Origin of the sequence: Achromobacter sp. JUb104 (assembly GCF_024806975.1) — a bacterium.
In the GTDB taxonomy this organism is placed as follows: Bacteria; Pseudomonadota; Gammaproteobacteria; order Burkholderiales; family Burkholderiaceae_B; genus Achromobacter; species Achromobacter spanius.
Map to the genome: position 1 here is coordinate 178210 of NZ_JANUEY010000003.1, position 21872 is coordinate 200081.

Genomic DNA, 21872 nt, shown 5'->3' on the forward strand with positions numbered 1-21872 from the left:
CCTTTCTGTACCGATGCAGATGCTCGATTTTGTGGCTGTTATGGTGTACTTTTCGTCCATCTGTGCCTTCCTTCATTCCAAGCCTGGGGAGCATGATCGGCGCATGGACCCACAACCGCTGTACCTCCGCCTGGCGAACCACTATCGGCGCGCCATCCAGACAGGCGTTCTGGCGCCCGCCCAGCGCATGCCTTCCGTGCGTACGCTGGTGCGCACGCACCATGTCAGCCTATCCACGGCGCTGCAAGCCTGCCGCCAATTGGAAGACGACGGCTTGATCGAAGCCCGGCCACGGTCGGGCTACTTCGTCTTGCAGGCCCGACGAAACAGCATTCCCCCGGTCAACGAGCCCGACATCCGCCAAACGCTGGGCGCCGCGCAGTACGTCGGCATCCATGACCGTGTCTCGGACTTCATCGCCAAGTGCGAAGCCCACCCCGTCAGCGCCAACTTCGCGCTGGCGGCCGCGGTGCCCGAGGCTTATCCAATGGAGGCGCTGAAGCAGGCGATGACGCGCGCGCTGCGCTCGTCGCCCCACGTGCTGGTCAGCCCGGTTCCGCCGCAGGGGCATCCCGATTTGCGGTCGGTGCTGGCGCGGCGCGCGCTGACCAATGGCATCAACACCACGCCGGATGACGTCATCGTCACGCACGGCTGCATCGAAGCCCTGAACCTGGCCCTGCGCGCGGTGGCCCGGCCGGGAGACACCATCGCCGTCGAGTCACCCACCTACTTCGGGCTGCTGCAGATTCTGGAAAGCCTGGGCATGCGCGCACTCGAAATTCCGACCAGCCCGCAACATGGCTTGTCGATCGAGGCGCTGGACCTGGCCTTCCAGACGCACGGCAATATTCGCGCCGTGGTCGTCGTGCCCAACTTCCAGAATCCGCTGGGTTGCGTCATGCCGGATGCCGAAAAGGCCCGGCTGGTGGCGCTGTGCGAGCGTCAGCAGGTGCCGCTGATCGAAGACGACACCTACGGCGCGCTGACCGATGACGACACGCCCTTGGTCGCGGCCAAGTCCTGGGATGCAACCGGCAACGTTATCTATTGCTCGTCCATGCACAAGACGCTGGCCCCGGGCATGCGCTTGGGCTGGCTGTTGGGCGGGCGCTGGAAAGCGCGCATCGCCATGCTGAAATTCGCGCAAAGCCGGCCCAATGAACCTTTGGCGCAGATCGCCGTGGCCGAGTACATGGGGTCACGCGCCTACGACCGCCACCTGACGCGCTTGCGCAGGCACTTGAAGCAGCAGCGCGACCAGACGGCCGAGGCCATCGCCGCGCACTTTCCGCAGGGTACGCGCTTGAGCGTGCCGCAAGGCGGCATGCTGCTTTGGGTGGAAATGCCCGGTGGCCGTTCGGGCATGGATGTGTTTGAAGCGGCGTTGCGGCAAGGCATACGCGTTGCCCCCGGCGCCATGTTCTCGAACGGCACGCGCTACAACCATTTCCTGCGCATCAGTTGCGGCCAGCGCACCACGCCAGACATCTCGCGAGCCTTGTTGACCCTGGCGCGCATCGTGGGCGACCGCGCGCAATGAGCACGTCCCTGCATCAATTCATCGTTGATTACGGCCTGTGGGCGGTGCTGGCCGGCACCTTTCTGGAAGGCGAAAGCGTGGTGGTATTCGCGGGCTTTCTGGCGCACCAGCATCTTCTGCACCTGCCGTATGTAATGCTGTGCGCCTTCGCCGGCTCCTTCATGGCCGACCAACTGCTGTTCTTTCTGGGCCGGCGCTATCGCGACCACCGCTTCGTGCGGCGCATCCGCGAAAAACCGGCATTTGAAAAAGCGCTGGCCGCCATTGACCGCTATCCGCATGGCTTCATCCTCAGCCTGCGATTCCTTTACGGCCTGCGCACCGTGGGGCCCGTGGCGTTAGGAATGTCGCGCGTGCCACCGTTGCGCTTTCTAGTGCTCAACGCCATCGCCGCCGTCATTTGGGCGCTGTGCTTCAGCGTGGTGGGTTATGCGTTTGGCCAAACCATCGAGAGCTTGCTTGGCCGCCTGCACGGCGTGGAAACCAAGCTGGCCGTTGCCGCGGCGATCGGCCTGGTGATCGGGCTGGCCTATCACCTTGTTGCCCGACGACGGCAACGCTAAGCCGCCATCAACAGACGATTCGGCCGCTGGCGCGCAGCACATGGCGCCGCCGTGCCTTGCGGTACCACCCGCCCACAAGAGGCAGCAGCGCCAGGCGGCGCAGGATGGGGTGGCGCTGGTCGAAGTCGTGCCACGCCTTGAAGCCATGCCCCATGCGCTCCCAGCTCTCACGCGCTTGGGGCGAGAGTTTGCCGGGGTCGAACGCCGCCAGCTTTGCCGCTTCCGAAACACGCGCCAACATGACGGTGCCCGGGTGTTCCAATCGATACTGATTCCGCATGGGGCCGCATATTACCCGGCTTGGCGCGCTTGTGGAGATTACACAATTGCGTGTCTGAAACGCGCAAAAGGAGCCACCTTTGACCGCCATCCCCAAGCCCTTGTAATTAAAGGAAAATGCGGATCTATGCCCGCACTATCCCAAGGCTTGTCCACAGAAGCTGTGGGTAACTTTCTGATGCGCGGCGACCGCGCAGCGCTTTACTTCAGGGCGGCAATGATCATGTCGCGCACGCTTTCGAAGCCCGCCACGTACTGCGGGTTTTCCGAACGCGCCAACAGGCTGGAATAGTTCTGTTCCAACTGCGCCTCGATCGCTTCACGCAGGCCCGGCGAAGCCTTGACCAGATGCAGCATCGACAACAGGGTCGAATTCAGCGCATCGATGCGGCCGCCCTGATGCGAAATGGTGTGGACGATAACGGCAATTTGTTCTTGGATATCCATGGCGAAAGCCTCCTGGCAGTGGTGATCGGCGCAAATCCTAGCATGGCGCCCGCGCGCCCCTGCGCCAGCCCGCCCTGCCTTGCTGGCGCTAGGCAAGCGCCATGCGCCGCGCTAGCATGAAGCGTAGCCGCTGGGGCACCGCGGCGCACGCCACCGGCGCCATCCGCGGCATCCGGGGACACCGGAGCGCTTATGAAGACGATCCAGAACTATGCACCCCCAGACGCCCAGTCCCTGCAGCGCCTGCAGGACAAACTGGGTTTCAGCGATGCGCGCATGGCCGAGCTGGCCGGATTGGACGCCGCAACGCCCTGGCCAAGTTATGTCGGCGGCCCCGAACCGCGCACACTGGGCCGGCAACGCCTGTTCTACATGATGGCCCGCCTGACGCTGGACGAACGCCAATGGCAAGCGGTGCTGGATGCCATGCATGACGCCGGCGCCCGCTTCGACTACGAAGACGCCTTGTCGGTCAGCGCACCCGCCGCGCCGGAACTGGTGGCCGACGAAGAACGCAAATTCGGCATGCTGCTGGTCAGCCGCAACGGCGCCTTCCACGAAATGGAACAGTTGCGGGAATTTGCGCACTTCGCGCATGAGGCCGACGTCAGCCGCTTTGTGAATTCGGTGTTCTACGACAGCGACATCGACCTATGCCGCTTCCGCTTCGCTGACCACGACGGGCTGGACGGCGCCAGCCGTGACCGCATCTTCGAGGCCGCGCACAAGACCATCACGCGCTTCGAGTTCGATGGGCGTATCTATCACGGTGGCATTCCGCCCGAATCAGACGGTTAGCCCGCCCGCATTGCATTGACGCGGGCGGGTTCACGCCTGTACCGTCGCCACTCCGCTACTCGCCGCACGCCCTTTGCATGAACGAACGACTCGACGACATCGACCGGCAATTGCTGAGCCTGCTTTCGGCCAACGCGCGCGAGCCCGCGGCCATCCTGGCGCGCAAGCTGGGCCTGGCGCGCACGACCGTTGTCGCGCGCATCGCGCGGCTGGAACGCGAACACATTGTGTCGGGCTATGGCGTGCGCCTGGGGCGCCGCCTGGAAGAGGCCGCGGTACGGGCGTATTGCTTCATCAGCGTGCTGCCCAAGACGCCTGCCGCCGTCATCCGCGAACTGGAACGCATGCCGGAAGTGGAAGAGGTGTCATCGGTAAGCGGGCCGTATGACTACCTGATCTTCCTGCGCTGCGAAACCCACGAGCAACTGGACGACCTGCTGGACCGCATCGGGCTGATCGACGGGGTCAAGCAGACGCAGACCTCGATCGTGTTGAGCCGCAAGGTAGACCGGCGCAGTGCGGTGGCTGCCCCCTGAGGCCTGCCTCTGGGCGGCACGTGCCATCCCGACGTCTTTTCTGGTGGACCGACATGGTGTTGTAATGACGGATATCGCGATTTCTGGATAACCCATGTTTGCACGCCTTGCACCCGCCGCCGTTTTGCTGACCCTGCTCTCCGCCTGCTCCAGCATGAGCGAGGTCACGTCCGTCGGTAAAGACACCTACAGCGTCACCTACAGTTCGGGCACGCAATTGCTGACGTGGGTCGAACTGAAAAATCAGACGCTGCAACGGGCCGACCAGTATTGCCAAGAGATCGGCCGCAAGCTGCAAAAGCCGGAAGTGACGTCCAACCACGCAACGGGGCTGGGCTCCAAGCGCGCCACGGTCACATTCGAATGCGGCGTTATCGAACCGCCTAAGGACAAGGCATCGTGAACGCGTCATTGCCCGTGGGCATCACCATGGGCGATGCCGCCGGCATCGGCCCTGAAATCGTCGTCAAGGCGATTGCGCAAGGCCTGAACGCACCCTGTGTGGTGTACGGCGATGCAGGCGCGCTGCGCCGCGCCGCTGCCCAACTGGGCGCACGCCTGGACGTCGTGGAAATCCGCGACGTCACCCAGGCCAGCCCCGATGCGGGGCGTATTCATGTCATCGCCTGTAGCCCTGCCCTGCCCGACGCGTTGCCGTTGGGGCAGATCAGCGCCGCCGCCGGACGCGCGGCCTATGACTATGTGTGCGCCGCCATCGACGACGCGCAGGCCGGCCGTATCCGCGCCATCGTTACCGCGCCGCTGAACAAGAAGTCCATGCACGAGGCCGGCATCAACTATCCCGGCCACACCGAGATCCTGGCCGACCGCTCCGCCACGCAGGACTTCGCCATGATGCTGGCCAACGACGAATTGCGTGTGCTGCTGGTGACCATACACGTGGCCTTGGCGGACGTGATCGCGCGCATCACGCCCGACGCCGAGCTGACCGCCATGCGGCTGGCCGACCGGGCCTGCCGGCAAATGGGTATCGCCGCCCCGCGCGTGGCCGTGGCGGGCCTGAACCCCCACGCCGGTGAAGGTGGCAAGTTTGGCCGTGAAGACATCGACATCATCGAGCCTGCCATCGCCCGCGCACGTGCCGAAGGCATCGACGCCAGCGGCCCCTGGCCCGGCGATACCATCTTCATGCGCGCCCGCCGTGGCGAATTCGATATCGTCGTGGCCCAGTACCACGACCAGGGCCTGATTCCCGTGAAGTACCTGGGGCTGGACCACGGCGTGAATGTCACGGTGGGCCTGCCTTTCGTGCGCACCAGCGTGGACCACGGCACCGCCTTTGACATCGCCGGCCGGGGCGTGGCCGACCACGCTTCGCTGGTCGCCGCGTTCGACCTGGCGCTGTTGATGACGCCCTAGCGCGCCGGGCGCGCCACGGGACTACAATACGCCCCGTTTCCGGCGTGACTATCGCGCCGCTGCCTGTCATTCCCGCCTGTCGTTCCCGCTTGTTGTTTCCGCTTTCAGCCCGCCCTTTGGTTCGTCCATGTCACGCCTAGTCCGCCTTCTGCCCGACCGCTTCACCCTCTACCTGATTTGCACCGTCATCATCGCCAGCATCGTGCCCGCGCACGGGCAAGGCGTGGTGGTGTTCGGCTGGATCACCAACATTGCGGTGGGCCTGCTGTTCTTCCTGCACGGCGCGCGCCTGTCGCGCGAGGCCATCATCGCCGGCCTGACGCACTGGAAGCTGCACCTGACGATCTTCTCAGCCACGTTCCTGATGTTTCCCTTGCTGGGCCTGGCGCTCAAGCCCGTGCTGGAACCGCTGGTCACGCCCGAGCTGTACCTGGGCATCCTGTTCCTGTGCTGCCTGCCCGCCACGGTGCAATCGGCCATTGCCTTCACGTCCATGGCGCGCGGCAACGTGCCGGCCGCCGTGTGCAGCGCGTCGGCCTCCAGCCTGCTGGGCATTTTTCTGACCCCGCTGCTGGTGGGCACGGTCGTGGCCAACGCCGGCAGCGCGCCGATTTCGTTCGATGCGGTTGGCAAGATCATGCTGCAACTGCTGCTGCCCTTCGTGCTGGGCCAGTTCGCCCGCCGCTGGATCGGCGCCTGGGTCCACAAGCACAAGGCCATGCTGAAGTTCGTGGACCAGGGTTCGATCCTGCTGGTCGTCTACACCGCCTTTTCCGAAGCCATCAACGAAGGCCTCTGGAGCACCACGCCCGTCCCCGCGCTGGTCGGCCTGGTGGTGTGCTGCGCGGTCATCCTGGCGCTTGCGTTGGGCTTGTCCGCCTTGGCCGGCAAGGTCTTCGGCTTCAGCGTGGAAGACCGCATCACCCTGCTTTTCTGCGGTTCGAAGAAGAGCCTGGCCAGCGGTATTCCGATGGCGCAGGTGCTGTTCGCCGGCCACGCCGTGGGCGCCATCGTGCTGCCCTTGATGCTGTTCCACCAGATCCAGTTGATGGTCTGCGGCGTGCTGGCCGCGCGCTACGGCAAGCGTCCGGAAATCAAGGACTGACCCCTGCCGCACAGAAAAAAACCGCGCACATTCGATGTGACGCGGTTTTTTTTTGCGATGCCGATAGCGGTCAGTACATGTCGCGCGGCTGCGCTCCGGAGAAATTCAGGAAGCGCGTGCTGGAACCCTGGAAGGTCAGGCGCACCGTGCCGATGGGGCCGTTACGCTGCTTGCCGATGATGATCTCGGCCGTGCCCTTGTCGGGTGAGTCCGGGTTGTAGACTTCATCGCGGTAGATGAACAGGATCACGTCGGCGTCCTGTTCGATAGCGCCGGATTCGCGCAGATCGCTCATCACCGGGCGCTTGTTGGGGCGTTGTTCCAGGCTTCGGTTCAACTGCGACAGCGCGATCAGCGGGCAGTTCAGTTCCTTGGCCAGGCCTTTCAGCGAGCGGCTGATTTCCGACACTTCGGTAGCCCGGTTTTCGCCGGAACCGTTGCCCGACATCAGTTGCAGGTAGTCGATGATGATCAGGCCAAGCTGACCGCACTGGCGCGCCAGGCGGCGTGTGCGCGCACGCACTTCCATGGGGCTCAGGGCGGGGGTTTCGTCGATGTAGACCTGCGCGTCCTGCATCAATTGCACAGCGTGCGTCACGCGCGGCCAGTCATCGGCGATGAGCTTGCCGGTACGCATGCGATGCTGGTCCAGCAAGCCGACCGAGCCCAACATACGCATCGCCAACTGCACCGCGCCCATTTCCATGGAGAACACCGCCACGGGCAGGCCCTGCTCAATCGCCACGTGTTCGCCGATGTTCATCGAGAACGAGGTCTTGCCCATGGACGGGCGGCCGGCCACGATGATCAGGTCGCCGCCCTGCATGCCGGACGTCATCTTGTCCAGGTCGGTAAAGCCGGTGGGCACACCGGTGACATCGGAACTACCTTCGCGGTGGTAGAGCTCGTCGATACGTTCAACCACCTGGGTCAACAGCGGTTGAATCTCTTGGAAACCGGCGGCGCCGCGCGAGCCTTCCTGGGCGATCTTGAAGACCTTGGATTCTGCTTCATCCAGCAGTTGGCGCGCTTCCTTGCCTTGCGGGTTCAGGGCGGCCGACGAGATCTCATCGGCAATCGACACCAGCTTGCGCAGCATGGCGCGCTCGCGCACGATTTCCGCGTAGCGGCGAATGTTGGCGGCCGACGGGGTGTTGTGCGCCAGCGCGTTCAAATACGCCAAGCCGCCCGAGTCTTCGGCCTTGCCGGCGCTGATCAGCGATTCATTGACGGTGATGACGTCGGCGGGCCGCGCCAAGCCGATCAGGCGGGCGATGTGGTGCCAGATCAGCCGATGGTCGTGGCGGTAGAAGTCTTCTTCGACCAGCACGTCGGCAATACGGTCCCACGCGGTGTTGTCCAGCAACAGGCCGCCCAGCACCGACTGCTCCGCCTCGATGGAATGGGGAGGAACGCGCAGGTATTCAAGCTGGGGATCGGCAGGTGTGTTCATGGCTTCAATAGTAACGGCTGCAAAATATCGGCAACGCGGAAAAAACCCTGGATATCGCGCGAAGGAAGGCGCCGCAACAGGGGACGCAAAGGCGCTGCAACGCCACAAAGCACACGGGCCAGGCGCTTCATGCTCGCCCTGACCGCAGTGTCAGGGTTGTTTTCCAGGTAGACATCGAGCGCCAGTTTACCCAGCGTGACGGCCACATCGTTGGGCAATTTACGCAAAGACACCAGCGAGGACAACATCTGGAAAAGGTCGTAGGCCTGCGCCAGCGGCCGGGACAGGGTCGCACCGATGTTCTCTTCGAAATCGATGCGCCACAGCTCGCCATCACGCAAGGTGACATTGCGGATCTGTGCGCCGCCATGCCACATACCGCGCACGTGAAAGGCCGCCAGATCAGCGGCGGCCGCGCGCGTCAACCAAAGCTGCGAGGTGGCGTCTTCCTTGCGAATCAGGTCAGCCAGGTCGTCGCCCACGTATTCCAGCACCAGCAGGCCCTGCTCCTGCCACCACACCTCGGGCACGCGGCAACCCGCTTCCAGCAAGGTGGACAGGCGCTGGGCCTCGTGCGTCAGGCCATTGCGCAACAGCACGCCGGGACGCGGAAACTCGCCCAGGAACACCTTGCATCCCACGCCAAGAAAAAGCGCGCGCACATAGCGCAGTGCGTAACTGACGCCACGGCCAAAGCCAGGACGTCGGCGCTTGACGATGCAGCGCACGCCGTCGATCCTCACGTCGCGCACCGAAGGTTCACGCTGGGCGTCGACACTGTCGAGCCAGGCGCGCAGGCCGGGCGGCGCATTGCGATGGACGGGCGGCTGAGTCAAGGGGTCCTCTGTGCGAAGCAAGGTGGCGTCTTAGGCGTGGCCGACAAGGCAGCAAGCATAAAACGACCAGACAACAAGAAAAAAAGCCGGCGCGCGGGCCGGCTTCTTTTTACCGCGGGTACCGGCTTAGGACAGTTCGCCTTCGACCAGGACCGTGACGTCAACAACAACGTCAGCGTGCAGAGCAACCTGGATGGGGAACTCGCCAACCGACTTCAGTTGACCGTTGGGCAGGCGCACTTGGCCCTTTTCAACGCCTTCGAAACCAGCCTTCTTCAGCGCTTCAGCGATGTCGGCATTGGTCACCGAGCCGAACAGACGACCGTCAACGCCGGCCTTCTGAGCGATCTTCAGTTGGAAGCCGGCGATGCGCTCACCCAGAGCCTGGGCGGCGGCCAGCTTTTCAGCCTGGGCCTTTTCCAGTTCGGCGCGACGCGCTTCGAATTCCTTCAGGGCGGCGTCGGTAGCACGACGGGCCTTGCGCTGGGGAATCAGGAAGTTGCGGGCGTAACCGTCACGCACGCGGACGACTTCACCCAGGTTGCCCAGGTTGAGGACTTTTTCGAGCAGAATAACTTGCATTTCAGTGCCCCGGATTAGTTGTGGTTGTCGGTGTAAGGCAACAGAGCCAGGAAGCGCGCGCGCTTGATGGCGGTGTCCAGCTGACGCTGGTAGATTGCCTTGGTGCCGGTCAAGCGAGCCGGGATGATCTTGCCGTTTTCTTGCACGAAGTCGCGCAGGGTGTCCAGATCCTTGTAGTCGATCTCTTCGACGCCGGCTGCGGTAAAGCGGCAGAACTTACGACGCTTGAAGAGCGGGTTCTGCTGCGTGAATTTGCGTTTTTCTTTGCGTTTTCCGAAGAAAGCCATGATATGTGCCTCTATGTTTGAGGGGGCGGGTTTTACCCGGGGTTTTTTAAAAACCGGGCCCAGCACCCCATAACCTATCCGTATTCAGAAGGCGCTCTCGCACCTCTTGCTCAACCCTTTCAAGCCACCTGCGGATCGCGTCCTGCGCTACCGCTGATCTTGCGTGCCTGCTGCAGATGCAGCTTGATCTTCACCGAGTCTTTGCGGACGGGAGCCAAAAACCCCTGCACCAGCAATTCAGACCCTAACGCGGTGTTTTTCAACAGCAACGCCAGATCGCCCAATGCCACGGCCGTGATCGTCAATTCAACACGGCGCGGGTGGCCGGCTTCGATGACTTCAGACTCGTGTGCCAGCACCATTTCCAGTGCGGGCAAACCGGCGGGAGTGTGGCGCAAAGGCTCGCATTCAAGAACGCGGGCGCTGAGTTCCAGCTTATTCATCCTGCCAGGCACCGAGGGGACTTCATGAGTTGAGCTCTGCGTGAGCCCTGCTTACTCGGGCTGAACCGCGACAGCTTCAGCCGAAGCCTTACGGGCTTCTTCGCGCTCAACCGACTTCATCATGATCGAGGGCGTGGTCTGGGCCTTCTTGGTCTTGATGACCAGGTGGCGCAGAACGGCGTCGTTGTAGCGGAACGAGTGTTCCAGCTCATCCAGCGTGGCTTGGCCGCACTCGATGTTCAGGCAAACGTAGTGAGCCTTGACGAGCTTCTGGATCGGGTAGGCCAGTTGACGGCGACCCCAGTCTTCCAGGCGGTGAACCGAGCCGCCTTGGCCCGTGACCAGCGCTTGGTAACGCTCGACCATGGCGGGCACTTGCTCGCTTTGGTCGGGGTGAACAATAAACACTACTTCGTAGTGACGCATGAGTAAAACTCCTTGAGGATGTCTTGCTGGCCAAGCGTCTTGCACCCGCGCTTTCCATCATGGGTGGTTGCATGCATGGCTACAATTCAGCCGCACACGCAAAAGACAACTAGCCCGCAAGGGGCAGCCCGCTACCCAAAAACCATGGGCGGTCGAGCAAGAAAGCCCTCGATTATTACCGATTGAGCATCGCTTCGCAAGCGACTGGGGCGTCAGGAAATCAGGGACGGAGCTTTTCCGCCGCCCGTATCAACCGTTTGCGGCAGATCGGCAACATCGATTTCACGCGGCCGGTTGACCACGCTGACCATCACATAGCTGATGATCATCAAGAGAAACCATGACCCGAGCTTGGCGATGGAGACCCATTGCCAGGCGTGCGACTGGTTGGGATAGCGCCAGGCGTTGGCGAAGGTGCCGATGTTTTCGGCGAACCAGATGAACAAGGCCACCAGCACGAAGCCCAGCAGCAAGGGCATGCGACGGTAGACGCGCCATATGCGGAAATACACCCAGGTGCGCGCGAACAGCACGGCCGTCAGTGCGAACAGCACCCACCGGAAGTCCATGATGAAGTGGTGCGCGAAGAAGTTCACGTAGATCAGCACCGACAAGGCCACCGTGGCGACCATGGGGGGATGAGCGCGAAACCGGAAGTCGAACAGCCGCCACACCCGCGCCAGGTAGCTGCCCACCGCCGCATACATGAAGCCGGTAAACAGCGGCACCCCGCCGATGCGGAGCACGCTGGCCTCGGGATAGATCCACGACCCCGCGGCCGTCTTGAAGATTTCCATGCCGGTGCCGACCACATGGAACATCAGGATCACGCGGGCCTCGCTCCAGGTCTCCATGCGCAAGGCCAGCAGCAAGGCCTGGATGCCCAGCGCGGCGATCGTCAGGAAGTCGTAGCGCGCCAGCAGCGCGTCCTTGGGATACCACCAGTGCGTGCCCAGCAGCAGCGCGCACATCAACCCGCCGAACAGGCAGGCCCAGGCTTGCTTGACGCCAAAGCGGAAGAACTCATAGAGCGCCACGCCCAAACGACCGCGGCCGGCCAAGTTATTGGCCAGCCGCGATTCCCAGGCTTGCAGCCCCGCGATAAGCGGCCAGTCATTGGCCGCCGGATGGTGCACGGGAAGCTCAGCCTTCCACGACGGCGTAGGCCGAGTGGTTGTGGATGGATTCGAAGTTTTCGGCTTCGACGCGGTAGCGGGCGATGCCGGGGTGCGCGGTCAGGCGAGCCGCCACGTCACGCACCAGGTCTTCGACGAACTTGGGGTTGTCGTAGGCGCGTTCGGTCACGTACTTTTCGTCGGGGCGCTTGAGCAGGCCCCACAGTTCGCACGAACCTTCTTCTTCGATCAGGCGGATGACGCCGTCCATGCTGATGTCGCCGTTCAGGATGGCCGACACGGTCACGTGCGAACGCTGGTTATGCGCGCCGTATTCCGAGATGGCCTTCGAACACGGGCACAGGCTGGTCACCGGCACCTGAACGACAAGCTCGAATTCAACGCCGTCGCCCTGAGCGCGCGCGATCCACTGAACTTCGTAGTCCAGCAGGCTTTGCACGCCGGAAATGGGAGCCGACTTGTTGATGAAGTACGGGAACGCCGCGGTGATGTCGCCGCGCTCGGCATGCAGCAAGGGCAGCATGTCGGCCGCCATGGCGCGGAACAGTGCCGGCGTCATGGGCGTGCTGCGATACTTTTCCAGCAGCGCCACGAAGCGGGACATATGCGTCCCTTTTTCTTCGGGCGGCAGCGCCACGGTCAGCGTCCAGTTGGCGACGGTGCCCTGGGGCGAACCATCACCGCTTTCAATCAGCATGGGGTGGCGCACGCCACGAATGCCCACGCGCTGGATCGGGATGTGCCGGGTGTCCGCCGAACTTTGGACGTCGGGCATCACGATGGCGGGGTCGATCGGAGAATTCATTTCAGCTTACCTGTCTAGGCAACCAGTCGCTCGCGCACGGCCTAGGAAACTTTGAGAGGGGGCCATTATCGCCCAAAGCCCCGCGACCGCCAGGGAAAACCCTTCTCTCCGTAGGTCGGTTGGAGCGGAACAGTGTGTTGCAAACCCGGACGAGGGCGCCGCCCCCGACCGGATGCCGCGCCAGCTTCAAGCCAGCAGATCGGCGTAGCGGTTGCGGATCGACTGCTCGATGCCGGCGGCATCCAGGCCGACACCCGCCAGCAGGGCCGACTGGTCGCCATGGTCGATGAAGACGTCCGGCAGACCCAGTTGCAGCACCGGAATCTGCACGCCCGCGGCGCTCAGCGCTTCAAGCACTGCGCTGCCGGCGCCGCCCATGATCGAGGCGTCTTCAATCGTGACCAGCGCCTCATGGCGGCGCGCCAGGTCCAGAATCAGATCAAGGTCGATCGGCTTGACGAACCGCATGTCGGCCACGGTGGCGTCCAGCTTGCCCGCCGCGACAAGCGCCGCTTGCACCAGGGTGCCAAAACCCAGGATGGCGATCTTCTTGCCTTCGCGCCGCACCACGCCTCGGCCCAGTTCCACCGTGTCCAAGCTCGTGCCTTCCGGGGCACCACAGCCTGCGCCACGCGGATAGCGCACCGAGGCCGGGCCGGGGTGCTGATAACAGGTCGACAGCAGCAGGCGGGTTTCGCTTTCGTCGGAAGGCGTGGCCACCACCATGTTCGGCACGCAGCGCAAAAAGGCGATGTCGTAATTGCCGGCGTGGGTGGCGCCGTCGGCGCCGACGATGCCGGCGCGGTCCAGCGCGAACGTCACATCCAGGTTTTGCAGCGCGACGTCATGGATGAACTGGTCGTAGCCGCGCTGCATGAAGGTGGAGTAGATCGCCACGACGGGCTTTTGCCCTTCGCAAGCCACGCCGGCCGCGAACGTCACGGCGTGCTGCTCAGCGATGCCCACGTCGAAATAACGAAGCGGAAAGCGCTTTTCGAATTCAACCAGGCCGCTGCCTTCGCGCATGGCGGGCGTGACGGCGACCAGGTGCGGGTCTTGCTCGGCCATGTCGCACAGCCACTGGCCGAACACCTGCGTGAAGGTGCGCTTGCCCGGCGCCTTGGATTGCTGGATGCCGACCGCGGGATCGAACTTGCCCGGGCCGTGATACAGCACCGGGTCGGCCTCGGCCAGCTTGTAGCCCTGCCCCTTCTTCGTGACCACGTGCAGGAATTGCAGGCCTTGCAGCGCCTTCAGGTTCTGCAGAGTGGGCACCAGCGCGTCCAGGTCGTGCCCATCGATGGGGCCGACGTAGTTGAAGCCGAACTCTTCGAACAGCGTGGCCGGCGTGACCATGCCCTTGGCATGTTCTTCAAACCGGCGCGCCAGTTCCAGCACCGGCGGCACGTGCTGCAAGACGGCCCGGCCCACGTTCTTGGCGGTGGCGTAGAAGCGGCCCGACATCAGGCGCGCCAGGTAGCGGTTCAGCGCTCCCACTGGCGGCGAGATCGACATGTCGTTGTCGTTTAGGATGACCAGCAGGTTGATGTTGGGCGTGACGCCCGCGTTATTCATGGCCTCGAACGCCATGCCCGCGGACATGGCGCCGTCGCCGATGACGGCGATGTGCTGGCGCTGCACGCCCGCATTGCGCGAGGCCACCGCCATGCCCAGCGCCGCCGAGATCGACGTGGACGAATGCGCGGTGCCGAAGGCGTCGTACTCGGATTCGCTGCGCTTGGGAAAGCCCGAAATACCGCCCTGCTGCCGCAATTGCGCCATGCCGGCGCGGCGGCCGGTCAGGATCTTGTGCGGATAGGACTGGTGACCCACGTCCCAGACGATGCGGTCATGCGGCGTGTCGAACACCTGATGCAGGGCCAGCGTCAGCTCGACCGTGCCCAGGTTGGACGACAGGTGTCCGCCCGTTTTGGATACCGACTCCAGCACAAAGCCGCGCAGTTCGTCGGCAAGCTTTTTCAGCTCGCGACGATCCAGGCGCTTGAGGTCGGCCGGGGATTGAATGCGGTCCAATAAATCAGTCGTCATGCTTTTATGGGGTTCGTTGCCCCGGCCTGAACCCAGGCCGGGCTTATCACGGATCAGCGGTCTCGAAGGACGATGAAATCAGCCAATTGCGCCAGACGCAAGCCCGCGTCGCCCAAAGGCTCCAGCGCCGCCCGCGCGGCCACGCGCAATTCTTCGGCGAACGCGCGCGCTTCGGACAGGCCCAGCAGCGATACGTAGGTGGGCTTGTTTTCCGCCGCGTCCTTGCCCGGCGTCTTGCCCAGGCTGGCCGTGTCGGCGGTGACGTCCAGGATATCGTCCACCACCTGGAACGCCAGGCCCATGGCTTGCGCGTAGGCGTCCAGCGCCTGGCGCGAGGCCGAGCTGGCGCCCGCCACGATGCCGCCCAGGGCCACGCTGCACGCCAGCATGGCGCCCGTCTTCATGCTGTGCATGGTCTGGAGTTCGTCGCGCGACAGCGAATGACCGACGCTGAGCAGGTCAATGGCCTGGCCGCCCGCCATGCCCTGGCTGCCGGCGGCGCGGGCCAGCGACTGGGTCGCCTGCACGATGAGCGCGGGCGCGATGGGCATCGAGGCCAGCAAGTCGAAGGCCAGCGGCTGCAAGGCGTCGCCCGCCAGCATGGCGGTGGCTTCGTCGAACTGCACATGGGTGGTGGGCCGGCCACGGCGCAAGGTGTCGTCGTCCATGCAAGGCAGGTCGTCATGCACCAGCGAATAAGCGTGGATCAATTCAACCGCTGCCGCGGCGCGGTCCAGCGAGGCCTCGATGGCCAGCACGCTGCCGCTGACCGGGCAGGCCTGTCCCGCGGCGTAGACCATGGCGGCGCGTACGCGCTTGCCACCGCCCAGCACCGCGTAGCGCATGGCTTCATGCAGGCGGACAGGCAGCACGTCCGCGGGGGGCATCAGGTCGTCCAGGACGTCTTCGACGTGCCGCACGCGACCCTGCAACCACTCCGCAAAGGGGAGTTGAGTTTGCTTCATCGGATTCTTATTCGTCATCCAGCGCCGCCGGATCCAGCGGGCGCAACAGGTCGCCTTCCAGAACCTTGACCTGCTGTTCGGCCTGCGCCAGGCGTTCCTGGCAGACCCGCGTCAGCGCCACGCCGCGCCGGTAGGCGGTCAGTGATTGCTCAAGCGGCAACGAGCCGTCTTCCATGGCCGCCACCAAGGACTCCAACTCGGCCAGGGCCGTTTCGAAATCTTGAGGCAGGGGACGGTCGTCAGTCTGCGGATCGGCTTGTGCGGGGTTGGCCAAACGGGTCTCCGAGGGCGCTAGGGGTGGATCAATTTGTGAATTGTACGAGATAGCCAAACCAGACCCGGATGCATCGCAGGGATCAGGCCGCGGCCCCCGCCAGCCCCACGATCGCGGCGCGCAACGCCGGCCCGACGCGCGCGCGCAAGTCAGGCTCCGGCAGCAGGCTTGCCGGACCGCCGCAGCTCATGACGAAGACGCCTTCGCCGGTGATCGAGGTGAACGGCACCGCCACGGCGTTGATGCCCGACTGCCATTCGCCCAGCGCGAAGCAGCAGCCCGATTCCTGAAGCTCGGCGCGGGCGCGCAAGATCGCGTCGGCGGGCGGCGCCGCCTGGCCCAGGCGCGCCATTTCCTCATCACAGGCGCTTTGCGGCAGGCTGGCCAGGTACGCCCGGCCCATGGCGCTGTCCAGGCTGGCGCGGTAGCCCACGGGCAGGCGCAGATACAAGGCCGACGACCCGTGGATAGCCTCGACATACGTCATGGCATCGCCATCAAAGGCGCCCAGGGCGACCGCGCCCCCCGTGTCGCGGGCCAGGTCGGTCATCGACGCCTTGGCCAGTTCGCGCACTTCCAGCCCGGCCAGCAGGCCAAAACCCAGCGCCAACACGCCATAGCCCGGCGAATACTTGCCGGTGTCGGGGTGATAGCGCAGGTAGCCCAGTTCGGTCAGCGTGTACGTGATACGGCTGATGGTGGGCTTGGGCAGCCCGGTCAAGCGGGCCAGGTCCAGATTGCCCAGCGCGGCCACGCCATGGCGAAAGCAACGCAATACGTCCAAGCCGCGCGCCAACGCAGTAATGAAGTCCGGCGAACTGGCGCCCTCGCCCACACCCGCCGCGCGCTTGCGGCGTGCCGGCTGGCTCAGTTCCAGCTTTTCGTCCGGCTTGGCGGCGGCGTGGATGACACGCTTGGAGTCAGAAAAAGATTGCATTTCACTACGCTTCGTTTTTATAGTTTATTTCGAATGACAAAACTAAATTCCATAAGGCGGAATTTAAAGCATCCAAGGAGACCTGGCAAGCACCGCAACGCGCTTCACCGCGCAGCCGCCAAGCCAGGCCCGGCGATCCACTCACGCACGCGATTTCAAGGGGAAAACATGATTCGCACGAGCATCAAACTACTGGCTACCTTGGTTCTAGGCGCGGCCGCGCTGGGCGCGCAAGCCGAGACCTATCCGGCCCGGCCCATCAAGATCATCTCGCCCTTCCCGGCCGGCGGCGCCACCGATGTGCTGACCCGCATCCTGGCTGAACGCATGGCCAAGACCTTGGGCCAATCCATGATCGTGGAAAACAAGGCCGGCGCGGGCACGTCCATCGGTGCGGCTTATGTGTCGCGCGAACAACCGGACGGCTACACGATCCTGATGGCCACCAACTCCACGCTCGTCACGAACCGCTATCTGTACAAGGAACTGCCCTACGACCCGGACAGCTTCGCGCGTATCGGCATGGTGGGGGTCGGCCCCCTGGTGCTGCTGTCCAGCCCCAAGCAGCCCTTCAACAGCACGCAGGACGTGGTGGCCTATGCCAAGCAGAACCCGGGCAAGCTGACGTTTGCCACCTTCGGCCCCGGCACCTCGTCGCACCTGGCGGGTGAACTGTTCAAGTCGCGCGCCGGCATCGACATCCTGCACGTGCCGTTCAAGGGCGCCACGCAAGCCCTGCCGGCCTTGATCAGCGGCGATGTGGACCTGTTCTTTGACATGGTCGCCACCGGCATCCCGCAAGCAGACGCCGGCAAGGTCAAGGTATTCGCCATTACCAGCCCGTCGCGCCTGGCCACGCTGCCCAAGCTGAAGACCTTGTCCGAAGAGGGCTATCCCAACTTCGACATGACGGCATGGTTCAGCTTTGTTGCGCCCAAGGGCACGCCGGCGCCGGTGCTGGAAAAGCTGCAAGCCGCGCTGACTGAAACGCTGAAGGACGAAGGCGTTAAGAAGCGCATGCTGGACATGGGCATCGACCCGCGTTCGGGTACGGCCGCCGAGCTCGACAAGCAGATCAAGACCGAACAGCCCATCGTGTCGCAACTGATCAAGCAAGCCAATATCGTTTTGCAGTAAGTCGTTCGCAGTAAGTAGTTTCGTGACAAATCGTTCGCGGTCCCGCCGGCCCGCGAACCGGCGGCCAGCCACCCGCCCCGCCGACCTTTCCGCCGACAGCGCCCCTACGGGCCCTGTCGGTTTTTTATGCCTTGCCTAACCGCTGGATACAGAAGCCAGGCGCTGCACGCTGCTAAGGTGAAAAAGAGAAAACACCCAGCGGGAGCCCGATGCCTTTGACCGAAGACCGTTATGCCCGCCTGGATGCCGCCCGCTGGTTGGCGGCCGTGGCCGTCGTCCTGTTGCACAGCGCGGCGCTGATCGTCAGTGACCCGGCCGCCTACGGCAAGGGCGCCTGGCTGGCCGCCAATCTCTACGACTCGGCGGCACGCTGGTGCGTGCCCGTGTTCGTGATGGTCAGCGGCGCCCTGCTGCTGGACCCGAACAAGCCGCATGACGCCCGCAAGTTCTATAGCCGCCGCATGGCGCGTATTTGCGCGCCGCTCTTGTTCTGGACGCTGTTCTACCTGACCTGGCGCACGGGCCTGGACTGGTGGGACGATGGCCGTATCGATTTTTCGTTCTGGCCGCGCAAGGTGGCGCAAGGCGAACCGTATTACCACCTTTGGTATCTGTACATGATCGTGGGCCTGTACCTGTTCGCGCCGCTGGCCCGTCTTCTGTATGCGCGCAGCACGCCGCGCGGGCGCGCGCTGTGGGTGGTGGGCATTCTGGGCGTGGCGATCCTGGACGCGCTGTACCGGCGCGCGCTGGGCGCGCCGCACGGATTCTTCCTGACCTGGTTCCTGCCGTACCTGGGCTACTTCGTGGCCGGCCGCTTGATTTTCGATGGCGACATGCGCATTCCCCGCCCAGGCCTGGTGCTGCTGGCCAGTGTGGCCGCCACCGCCCTGGGCGTGAACCTGATGTCCAACGGCCATAACCTGGACACGTACTTCTATGACTACTTCAGCCTGACCGTGCCGTTCATGTCGCTGGCCGCATTCCAGTGGATCGTGGACTCGCCCCGCCTGCCGCGCCTGGCCGCCCTGGCGCCCTTGACCTTCGGCATCTATCTGATCCACCCCGTGTTCCTGGACGTGGCCCGCCGCGCCGGCGCCATTTCCGGCGGCCCGCGCGACGCCTGGGCAGTCCCCTTGCTGACCCTTGCGGTCTTTGTCTTGTCGGCGGCCAGTAGCTGGTTGCTAAGGCGACATCCCGCCACGCGCAAGCTCGTCTGAAAGACCTACGCCGCGAAGGGTTAATCGAACGGCCGCACAGGGCCGGCAGGCCGCGTGAACACTGGATGAAGCCTCGTCCATCTTCCCGGGCGTGAGGGAGGCCCTTGGGGTACAATTCACGGCTTATTTGATCGGCCAGACACCGATTTTTCTTCGCGCCAGCACGTATGTAGCCAAGCTCATCGTTGAGCTCCAAGCGGTTTTCAGGACGGTTTCCTGAAAACGCTGGGCTTGAACAAAAACGCTTGGCAGAGCTCAAACCGTCCTGGCTTTTTTATCCGAGCGGAGGGAATCATGACCGACATCGGTCGGATGGCACATGTCGTGCCAGCTCGCACCCAGCTACCCGTCAGCGCTTACTTTGACGAAGCCCTCTTTGCCCGCGAGCAAGAACTCATTTTCAAGCAATCCTCGCAGTACGTCGGACACCAGAAAGTAGTGCCCGAGATTGGGGATTGGCGGTCGTTGGTCCAGGAAAACGGGGGGCGCGTGCTGGTTCGTAACCAGCAAGGCGTTGAACTCATCTCAAATGTCTGCCGCCACCGTCAGGCATTGATGCTGGGCGGCGAAGCCGGCAATGTAGCCGGCAACTGCAATACGCAAGGCAATCTAAAGGCAACCGGCGGCAATATTGTCTGCCCGCTGCATCGTTGGACGTACAACAACCAAGGCGAGTTGTTGGGCGCGCCTCAGTTCGAGACTACGCCCTGCATGAATTTGCAGAAGTTTCGCCTGCGCGATTGCCACGGCTTGCTGTTTGAAGGCCCGCGCGATCCGGCGTCGGACATGGCCCCGTTGTTCTCGCGCCCCGAGTTCAACTTCGGCGACTACGTGCTCGACCACGTTGAAGTGCATCAGTGCAACTACAACTGGAAGACCTTCATCGAGGTCTACCTTGAGGACTACCACGTCGGGCCGTTCCATCCGGGCCTGGGCCGTTTCGTTACCTGCGACGACCTGACCTGGGAATTCAACGACTGGTACAGCCTGCAGAAAGTGGGCGTGCACAATGCGTTGGCCCAACCGGGTTCAGACGTGTACAAGCAATGGCACGACCGCCTGCTGTCGTTCCGCGAAGGCGACGCGCCCGACTTCGGCGCGGTCTGGGTCACGTACTTTCCGACCCACATGATCGAGCTTTACCCGCACGTGCTGGTGCTGTCCACGCTGTACCCGAAGAGCCCGCAGGAAACGGTGAACGTTGTCGAGTTCTACTACCCCGAGGAAATCTCGGCGTTCGAACGCGAATTCGTCGAAGCCCAGCGCGCCGCCTACATGGAAACGGCCATCGAAGACGATGAAATCGCCGAACGCATGGACGCCGGCCGCAGGGCCCTGATGTTGCGCGGCGTGAATGAAGCCGGTCCTTACCAATCACCGATGGAAGACGGCATGCAGCACTTCCACGAATGGTATCGACGCATCATGCAGGACCTCTGAACCGGGTTTGCCGTCGCAAAAAACAAAGGGCCTCGCGATTTTTTCGCGAGGCCCTTTTCATTGCACGCGGCAAATGCCTGCCCGCGCCGTCAATGTCCGATCACACCCGCCACCGTGCGTTCGCCGATCGCCAGCCCCACCGTCATGCCGACACCGGAATGCATGACCGCCACCGTCGTAGCGGCGTCCACCGGCATGACCGAGAACGGCGCAGGTCCGTGTGCGCCATACACGCCCTGCCAGCGTTCCAGCACACGCAAGCGCGCACCCAGGGCCTGTGACGCCAGGTCCAGCATGGCGTTGTCGACCGCCTCGTCGTTGAACGGGAACGCGTCCTGCCCATAGCGATGCGAGTCGCCGATGATCAGCTCACCATTCGGCGTCGGGCTGATCAGCAGATGGATGCCGTTTTCAACCAGCATCGGCGTGCGTTCCTGGATCACCTGGCGCAGCGCCTGCGCCGTGGGCAGGTCCGAGAACGCGCCGTAATGCACGCACGACAGGCCGGTCAGCACCGGGCGGTCCAAGGCGATGGCGTTGGTGTCGAACGCCGCGCGCAACATCTGCAAGCGCGAGACTTCCAGGTTCAGCGGCGCGAAACGTTCGGGCAGCAGCGTCAGGTAGTCATGGCCGGGGCAAACGAAAACATGCTTGCCCTGGAAGTCGCCGGCCGTGGTGCCGACCAGGCCATTTTCCACCGCGCGCGCCAGCGTGCCGGTAATGAACGTCACGCCCAGCGACTCGGCCAGGTAGCGGGTCATGGCCGGCAAGGCTTCGCGCGAATAAATCTGCAGGTCATCATGGCCACGCAGCGCCAGGCAGTGGTGCGCAAGCTGTCCGCCATACAGGCCGGCCACCTCACGCGCCGACAGCAGGTTGGCGCGATAGCCTTCCTGCGCCAGGCGCGTGTCCGCGAATTCCTGCAGCACGCTGGCCTCGTCCAGGTTGCGCGCCAGCACCAGCGCGCCATTGGCCCGCACATGAAAGCCTGCCTTGGCGGCCAGGTCCAGCCACAGCTCGCGCGCCTGTTGCGCGTGCGACAGCATCATGCCGGGCGGCTGGCCCGTCACGATGACCTGGCCGAAGTTGCGGATGGTGGCGCCGTGCGCCTGGCGGCTGCGCTCGATGACCGCCACCGACAGGCCGCGCTTGGCGGCCGCCCAGGCGTGGGCGATGCCAAGCATGCCCGCGCCCACCACGATCACGTCGTAAGTTTTCATCGCGGGCAACG

At 63.8% G+C, this 21872-nt stretch carries 25 protein-coding genes; 10 read left to right on the forward strand and 15 right to left on the reverse strand.

What is annotated here, in order from left to right; genetic code table 11:
- The first annotated feature begins 103 nt into the window (after positions 1 to 103).
- Both M2361_RS21325 and M2361_RS21330 read left to right on the forward strand, forming a co-directional pair.
- Positions 104 to 1543, forward strand: coding sequence for a PLP-dependent aminotransferase family protein (locus M2361_RS21325; protein WP_259251678.1), 1440 nt, complete (start codon positions 104 to 106; stop codon positions 1541 to 1543).
- A complete protein-coding gene (locus M2361_RS21330; protein ID WP_259251679.1) occupies positions 1540 to 2106 on the forward strand; it encodes a DedA family protein in 567 nt (188 codons plus the stop codon). The genes M2361_RS21325 and M2361_RS21330 overlap by 4 nt, the downstream gene beginning before the upstream one ends.
- 7 nt (positions 2107 to 2113) lie before the next feature.
- Here M2361_RS21330 and M2361_RS21335 read toward each other — a convergent pair whose 3' ends face one another.
- The gene (locus M2361_RS21335; protein ID WP_050446087.1) at positions 2114 to 2347 is read right to left on the reverse strand and encodes a hypothetical protein; all 234 of its coding nucleotides are present in this window, start codon (positions 2345 to 2347) and stop codon (positions 2114 to 2116) included.
- 239 nt (positions 2348 to 2586) lie between these two features.
- Positions 2587 to 2832: a hypothetical protein gene (locus M2361_RS21340; protein WP_050446038.1), complete on the reverse strand. Its 246-nt coding sequence runs from the start codon at positions 2830 to 2832 to the stop codon at positions 2587 to 2589.
- A gap of 192 nt (positions 2833 to 3024) precedes the next feature.
- Here M2361_RS21340 and M2361_RS21345 point away from each other — a divergent pair, with 192 nt between their 5' ends.
- The 5 genes from M2361_RS21345 to M2361_RS21365 all read left to right on the forward strand — a co-directional run bounded on the left by M2361_RS21345 (position 3025) and on the right by M2361_RS21365 (position 6651).
- Positions 3025 to 3630 carry a hypothetical protein gene (locus M2361_RS21345; protein ID WP_259251680.1) on the forward strand — a complete coding sequence of 202 codons (606 nt, stop codon included), beginning with the start codon at positions 3025 to 3027 and terminating at the stop codon, positions 3628 to 3630.
- A gap of 77 nt (positions 3631 to 3707) precedes the next feature.
- Complete coding sequence (locus tag M2361_RS21350; protein WP_050446088.1) at positions 3708 to 4166, forward strand: Lrp/AsnC family transcriptional regulator; 459 nt, start codon at positions 3708 to 3710, stop codon at positions 4164 to 4166.
- A gap of 94 nt (positions 4167 to 4260) precedes the next feature.
- Positions 4261 to 4569: a hypothetical protein gene (locus tag M2361_RS21355; RefSeq protein WP_259251681.1), complete on the forward strand. Its 309-nt coding sequence runs from the start codon at positions 4261 to 4263 to the stop codon at positions 4567 to 4569.
- On the forward strand, positions 4566 to 5546 hold the full coding sequence (pdxA, locus tag M2361_RS21360; RefSeq protein WP_259251682.1) for a 4-hydroxythreonine-4-phosphate dehydrogenase PdxA: 981 nt from the start codon (positions 4566 to 4568) through the stop codon (positions 5544 to 5546). The genes M2361_RS21355 and pdxA overlap by 4 nt, the downstream gene beginning before the upstream one ends.
- 127 nt (positions 5547 to 5673) lie before the next feature.
- On the forward strand, positions 5674 to 6651 hold the full coding sequence (locus M2361_RS21365; RefSeq protein WP_259251683.1) for a bile acid:sodium symporter family protein: 978 nt from the start codon (positions 5674 to 5676) through the stop codon (positions 6649 to 6651).
- Positions 6652 to 6721: 70 nt separating this feature from the next.
- Here the strand turns inward: M2361_RS21365 and M2361_RS21370 are convergent, their stop codons facing one another.
- From M2361_RS21370 to M2361_RS21425, 12 genes are all read right to left on the reverse strand, one after another.
- Positions 6722 to 8104 carry a replicative DNA helicase gene (locus tag M2361_RS21370; protein ID WP_006218311.1) on the reverse strand — a complete coding sequence of 461 codons (1383 nt, stop codon included), beginning with the start codon at positions 8102 to 8104 and terminating at the stop codon, positions 6722 to 6724.
- Complete coding sequence (locus M2361_RS21375; RefSeq protein ID WP_259251685.1) at positions 8101 to 8940, reverse strand: hypothetical protein; 840 nt, start codon at positions 8938 to 8940, stop codon at positions 8101 to 8103. The genes M2361_RS21370 and M2361_RS21375 overlap by 4 nt, the downstream gene beginning before the upstream one ends.
- Positions 8941 to 9066: 126 nt before the next feature.
- A complete protein-coding gene (gene rplI / locus M2361_RS21380) occupies positions 9067 to 9522 on the reverse strand; it encodes a 50S ribosomal protein L9 (protein WP_100857122.1) in 456 nt (151 codons plus the stop codon).
- Between the two features lie 14 nt (positions 9523 to 9536).
- Complete coding sequence (gene rpsR, locus M2361_RS21385; RefSeq protein WP_006218308.1) at positions 9537 to 9809, reverse strand: 30S ribosomal protein S18; 273 nt, start codon at positions 9807 to 9809, stop codon at positions 9537 to 9539.
- Positions 9810 to 9928: 119 nt separating this feature from the next.
- Positions 9929 to 10252, reverse strand: a complete 324-nt coding sequence (gene priB / locus M2361_RS21390) for a primosomal replication protein N (protein ID WP_050446043.1) — start codon at positions 10250 to 10252, stop codon at positions 9929 to 9931.
- A gap of 51 nt (positions 10253 to 10303) precedes the next feature.
- Positions 10304 to 10678 carry a 30S ribosomal protein S6 gene (gene rpsF / locus M2361_RS21395; RefSeq protein WP_006218306.1) on the reverse strand — a complete coding sequence of 125 codons (375 nt, stop codon included), beginning with the start codon at positions 10676 to 10678 and terminating at the stop codon, positions 10304 to 10306.
- A 212-nt stretch (positions 10679 to 10890) separates the two neighbouring features.
- On the reverse strand, positions 10891 to 11814 hold the full coding sequence (locus M2361_RS21400) for a DUF817 domain-containing protein (protein WP_259251687.1): 924 nt from the start codon (positions 11812 to 11814) through the stop codon (positions 10891 to 10893).
- A gap of 7 nt (positions 11815 to 11821) precedes the next feature.
- Complete coding sequence (folE2, locus tag M2361_RS21405; RefSeq protein ID WP_259251688.1) at positions 11822 to 12619, reverse strand: GTP cyclohydrolase FolE2; 798 nt, start codon at positions 12617 to 12619, stop codon at positions 11822 to 11824.
- Between the two features lie 186 nt (positions 12620 to 12805).
- Positions 12806 to 14668, reverse strand: coding sequence for a 1-deoxy-D-xylulose-5-phosphate synthase (gene dxs / locus M2361_RS21410; protein ID WP_259251690.1), 1863 nt, complete (start codon positions 14666 to 14668; stop codon positions 12806 to 12808).
- Positions 14669 to 14721: 53 nt separating this feature from the next.
- A complete protein-coding gene (locus M2361_RS21415) occupies positions 14722 to 15633 on the reverse strand; it encodes a polyprenyl synthetase family protein (protein WP_259251692.1) in 912 nt (303 codons plus the stop codon).
- Positions 15634 to 15640: 7 nt separating this feature from the next.
- Positions 15641 to 15907, reverse strand: a complete 267-nt coding sequence (locus M2361_RS21420; RefSeq protein ID WP_259251693.1) for an exodeoxyribonuclease VII small subunit — start codon at positions 15905 to 15907, stop codon at positions 15641 to 15643.
- 82 nt (positions 15908 to 15989) lie between these two features.
- The gene (locus M2361_RS21425) at positions 15990 to 16844 is read right to left on the reverse strand and encodes an IclR family transcriptional regulator (protein WP_259251694.1); all 855 of its coding nucleotides are present in this window, start codon (positions 16842 to 16844) and stop codon (positions 15990 to 15992) included.
- Between the two features lie 168 nt (positions 16845 to 17012).
- On the opposite strand from M2361_RS21425, the gene M2361_RS21430 reads away from it, so the two are divergent.
- From M2361_RS21430 to M2361_RS21440, 3 genes are all read left to right on the forward strand, one after another.
- A complete protein-coding gene (locus M2361_RS21430) occupies positions 17013 to 17981 on the forward strand; it encodes a tripartite tricarboxylate transporter substrate binding protein (protein WP_259251695.1) in 969 nt (322 codons plus the stop codon).
- 209 nt (positions 17982 to 18190) lie between these two features.
- Entirely contained in the window at positions 18191 to 19201 is a 1011-nt protein-coding gene (locus M2361_RS21435; protein WP_259251696.1) for an acyltransferase, read from the forward strand.
- Positions 19202 to 19495: 294 nt separating this feature from the next.
- Positions 19496 to 20641 (forward strand): aromatic ring-hydroxylating dioxygenase subunit alpha, encoded by a 1146-nt coding sequence (locus tag M2361_RS21440; protein ID WP_100857130.1) that lies wholly within the window; start codon positions 19496 to 19498, stop codon positions 20639 to 20641.
- 89 nt (positions 20642 to 20730) lie between these two features.
- Here M2361_RS21440 and M2361_RS21445 read toward each other — a convergent pair whose 3' ends face one another.
- Positions 20731 to 21861, reverse strand: coding sequence for a TIGR03364 family FAD-dependent oxidoreductase (locus M2361_RS21445; RefSeq protein ID WP_259251697.1), 1131 nt, complete (start codon positions 21859 to 21861; stop codon positions 20731 to 20733).
- Positions 21862 to 21872: the final 11 nt, after the last annotated feature.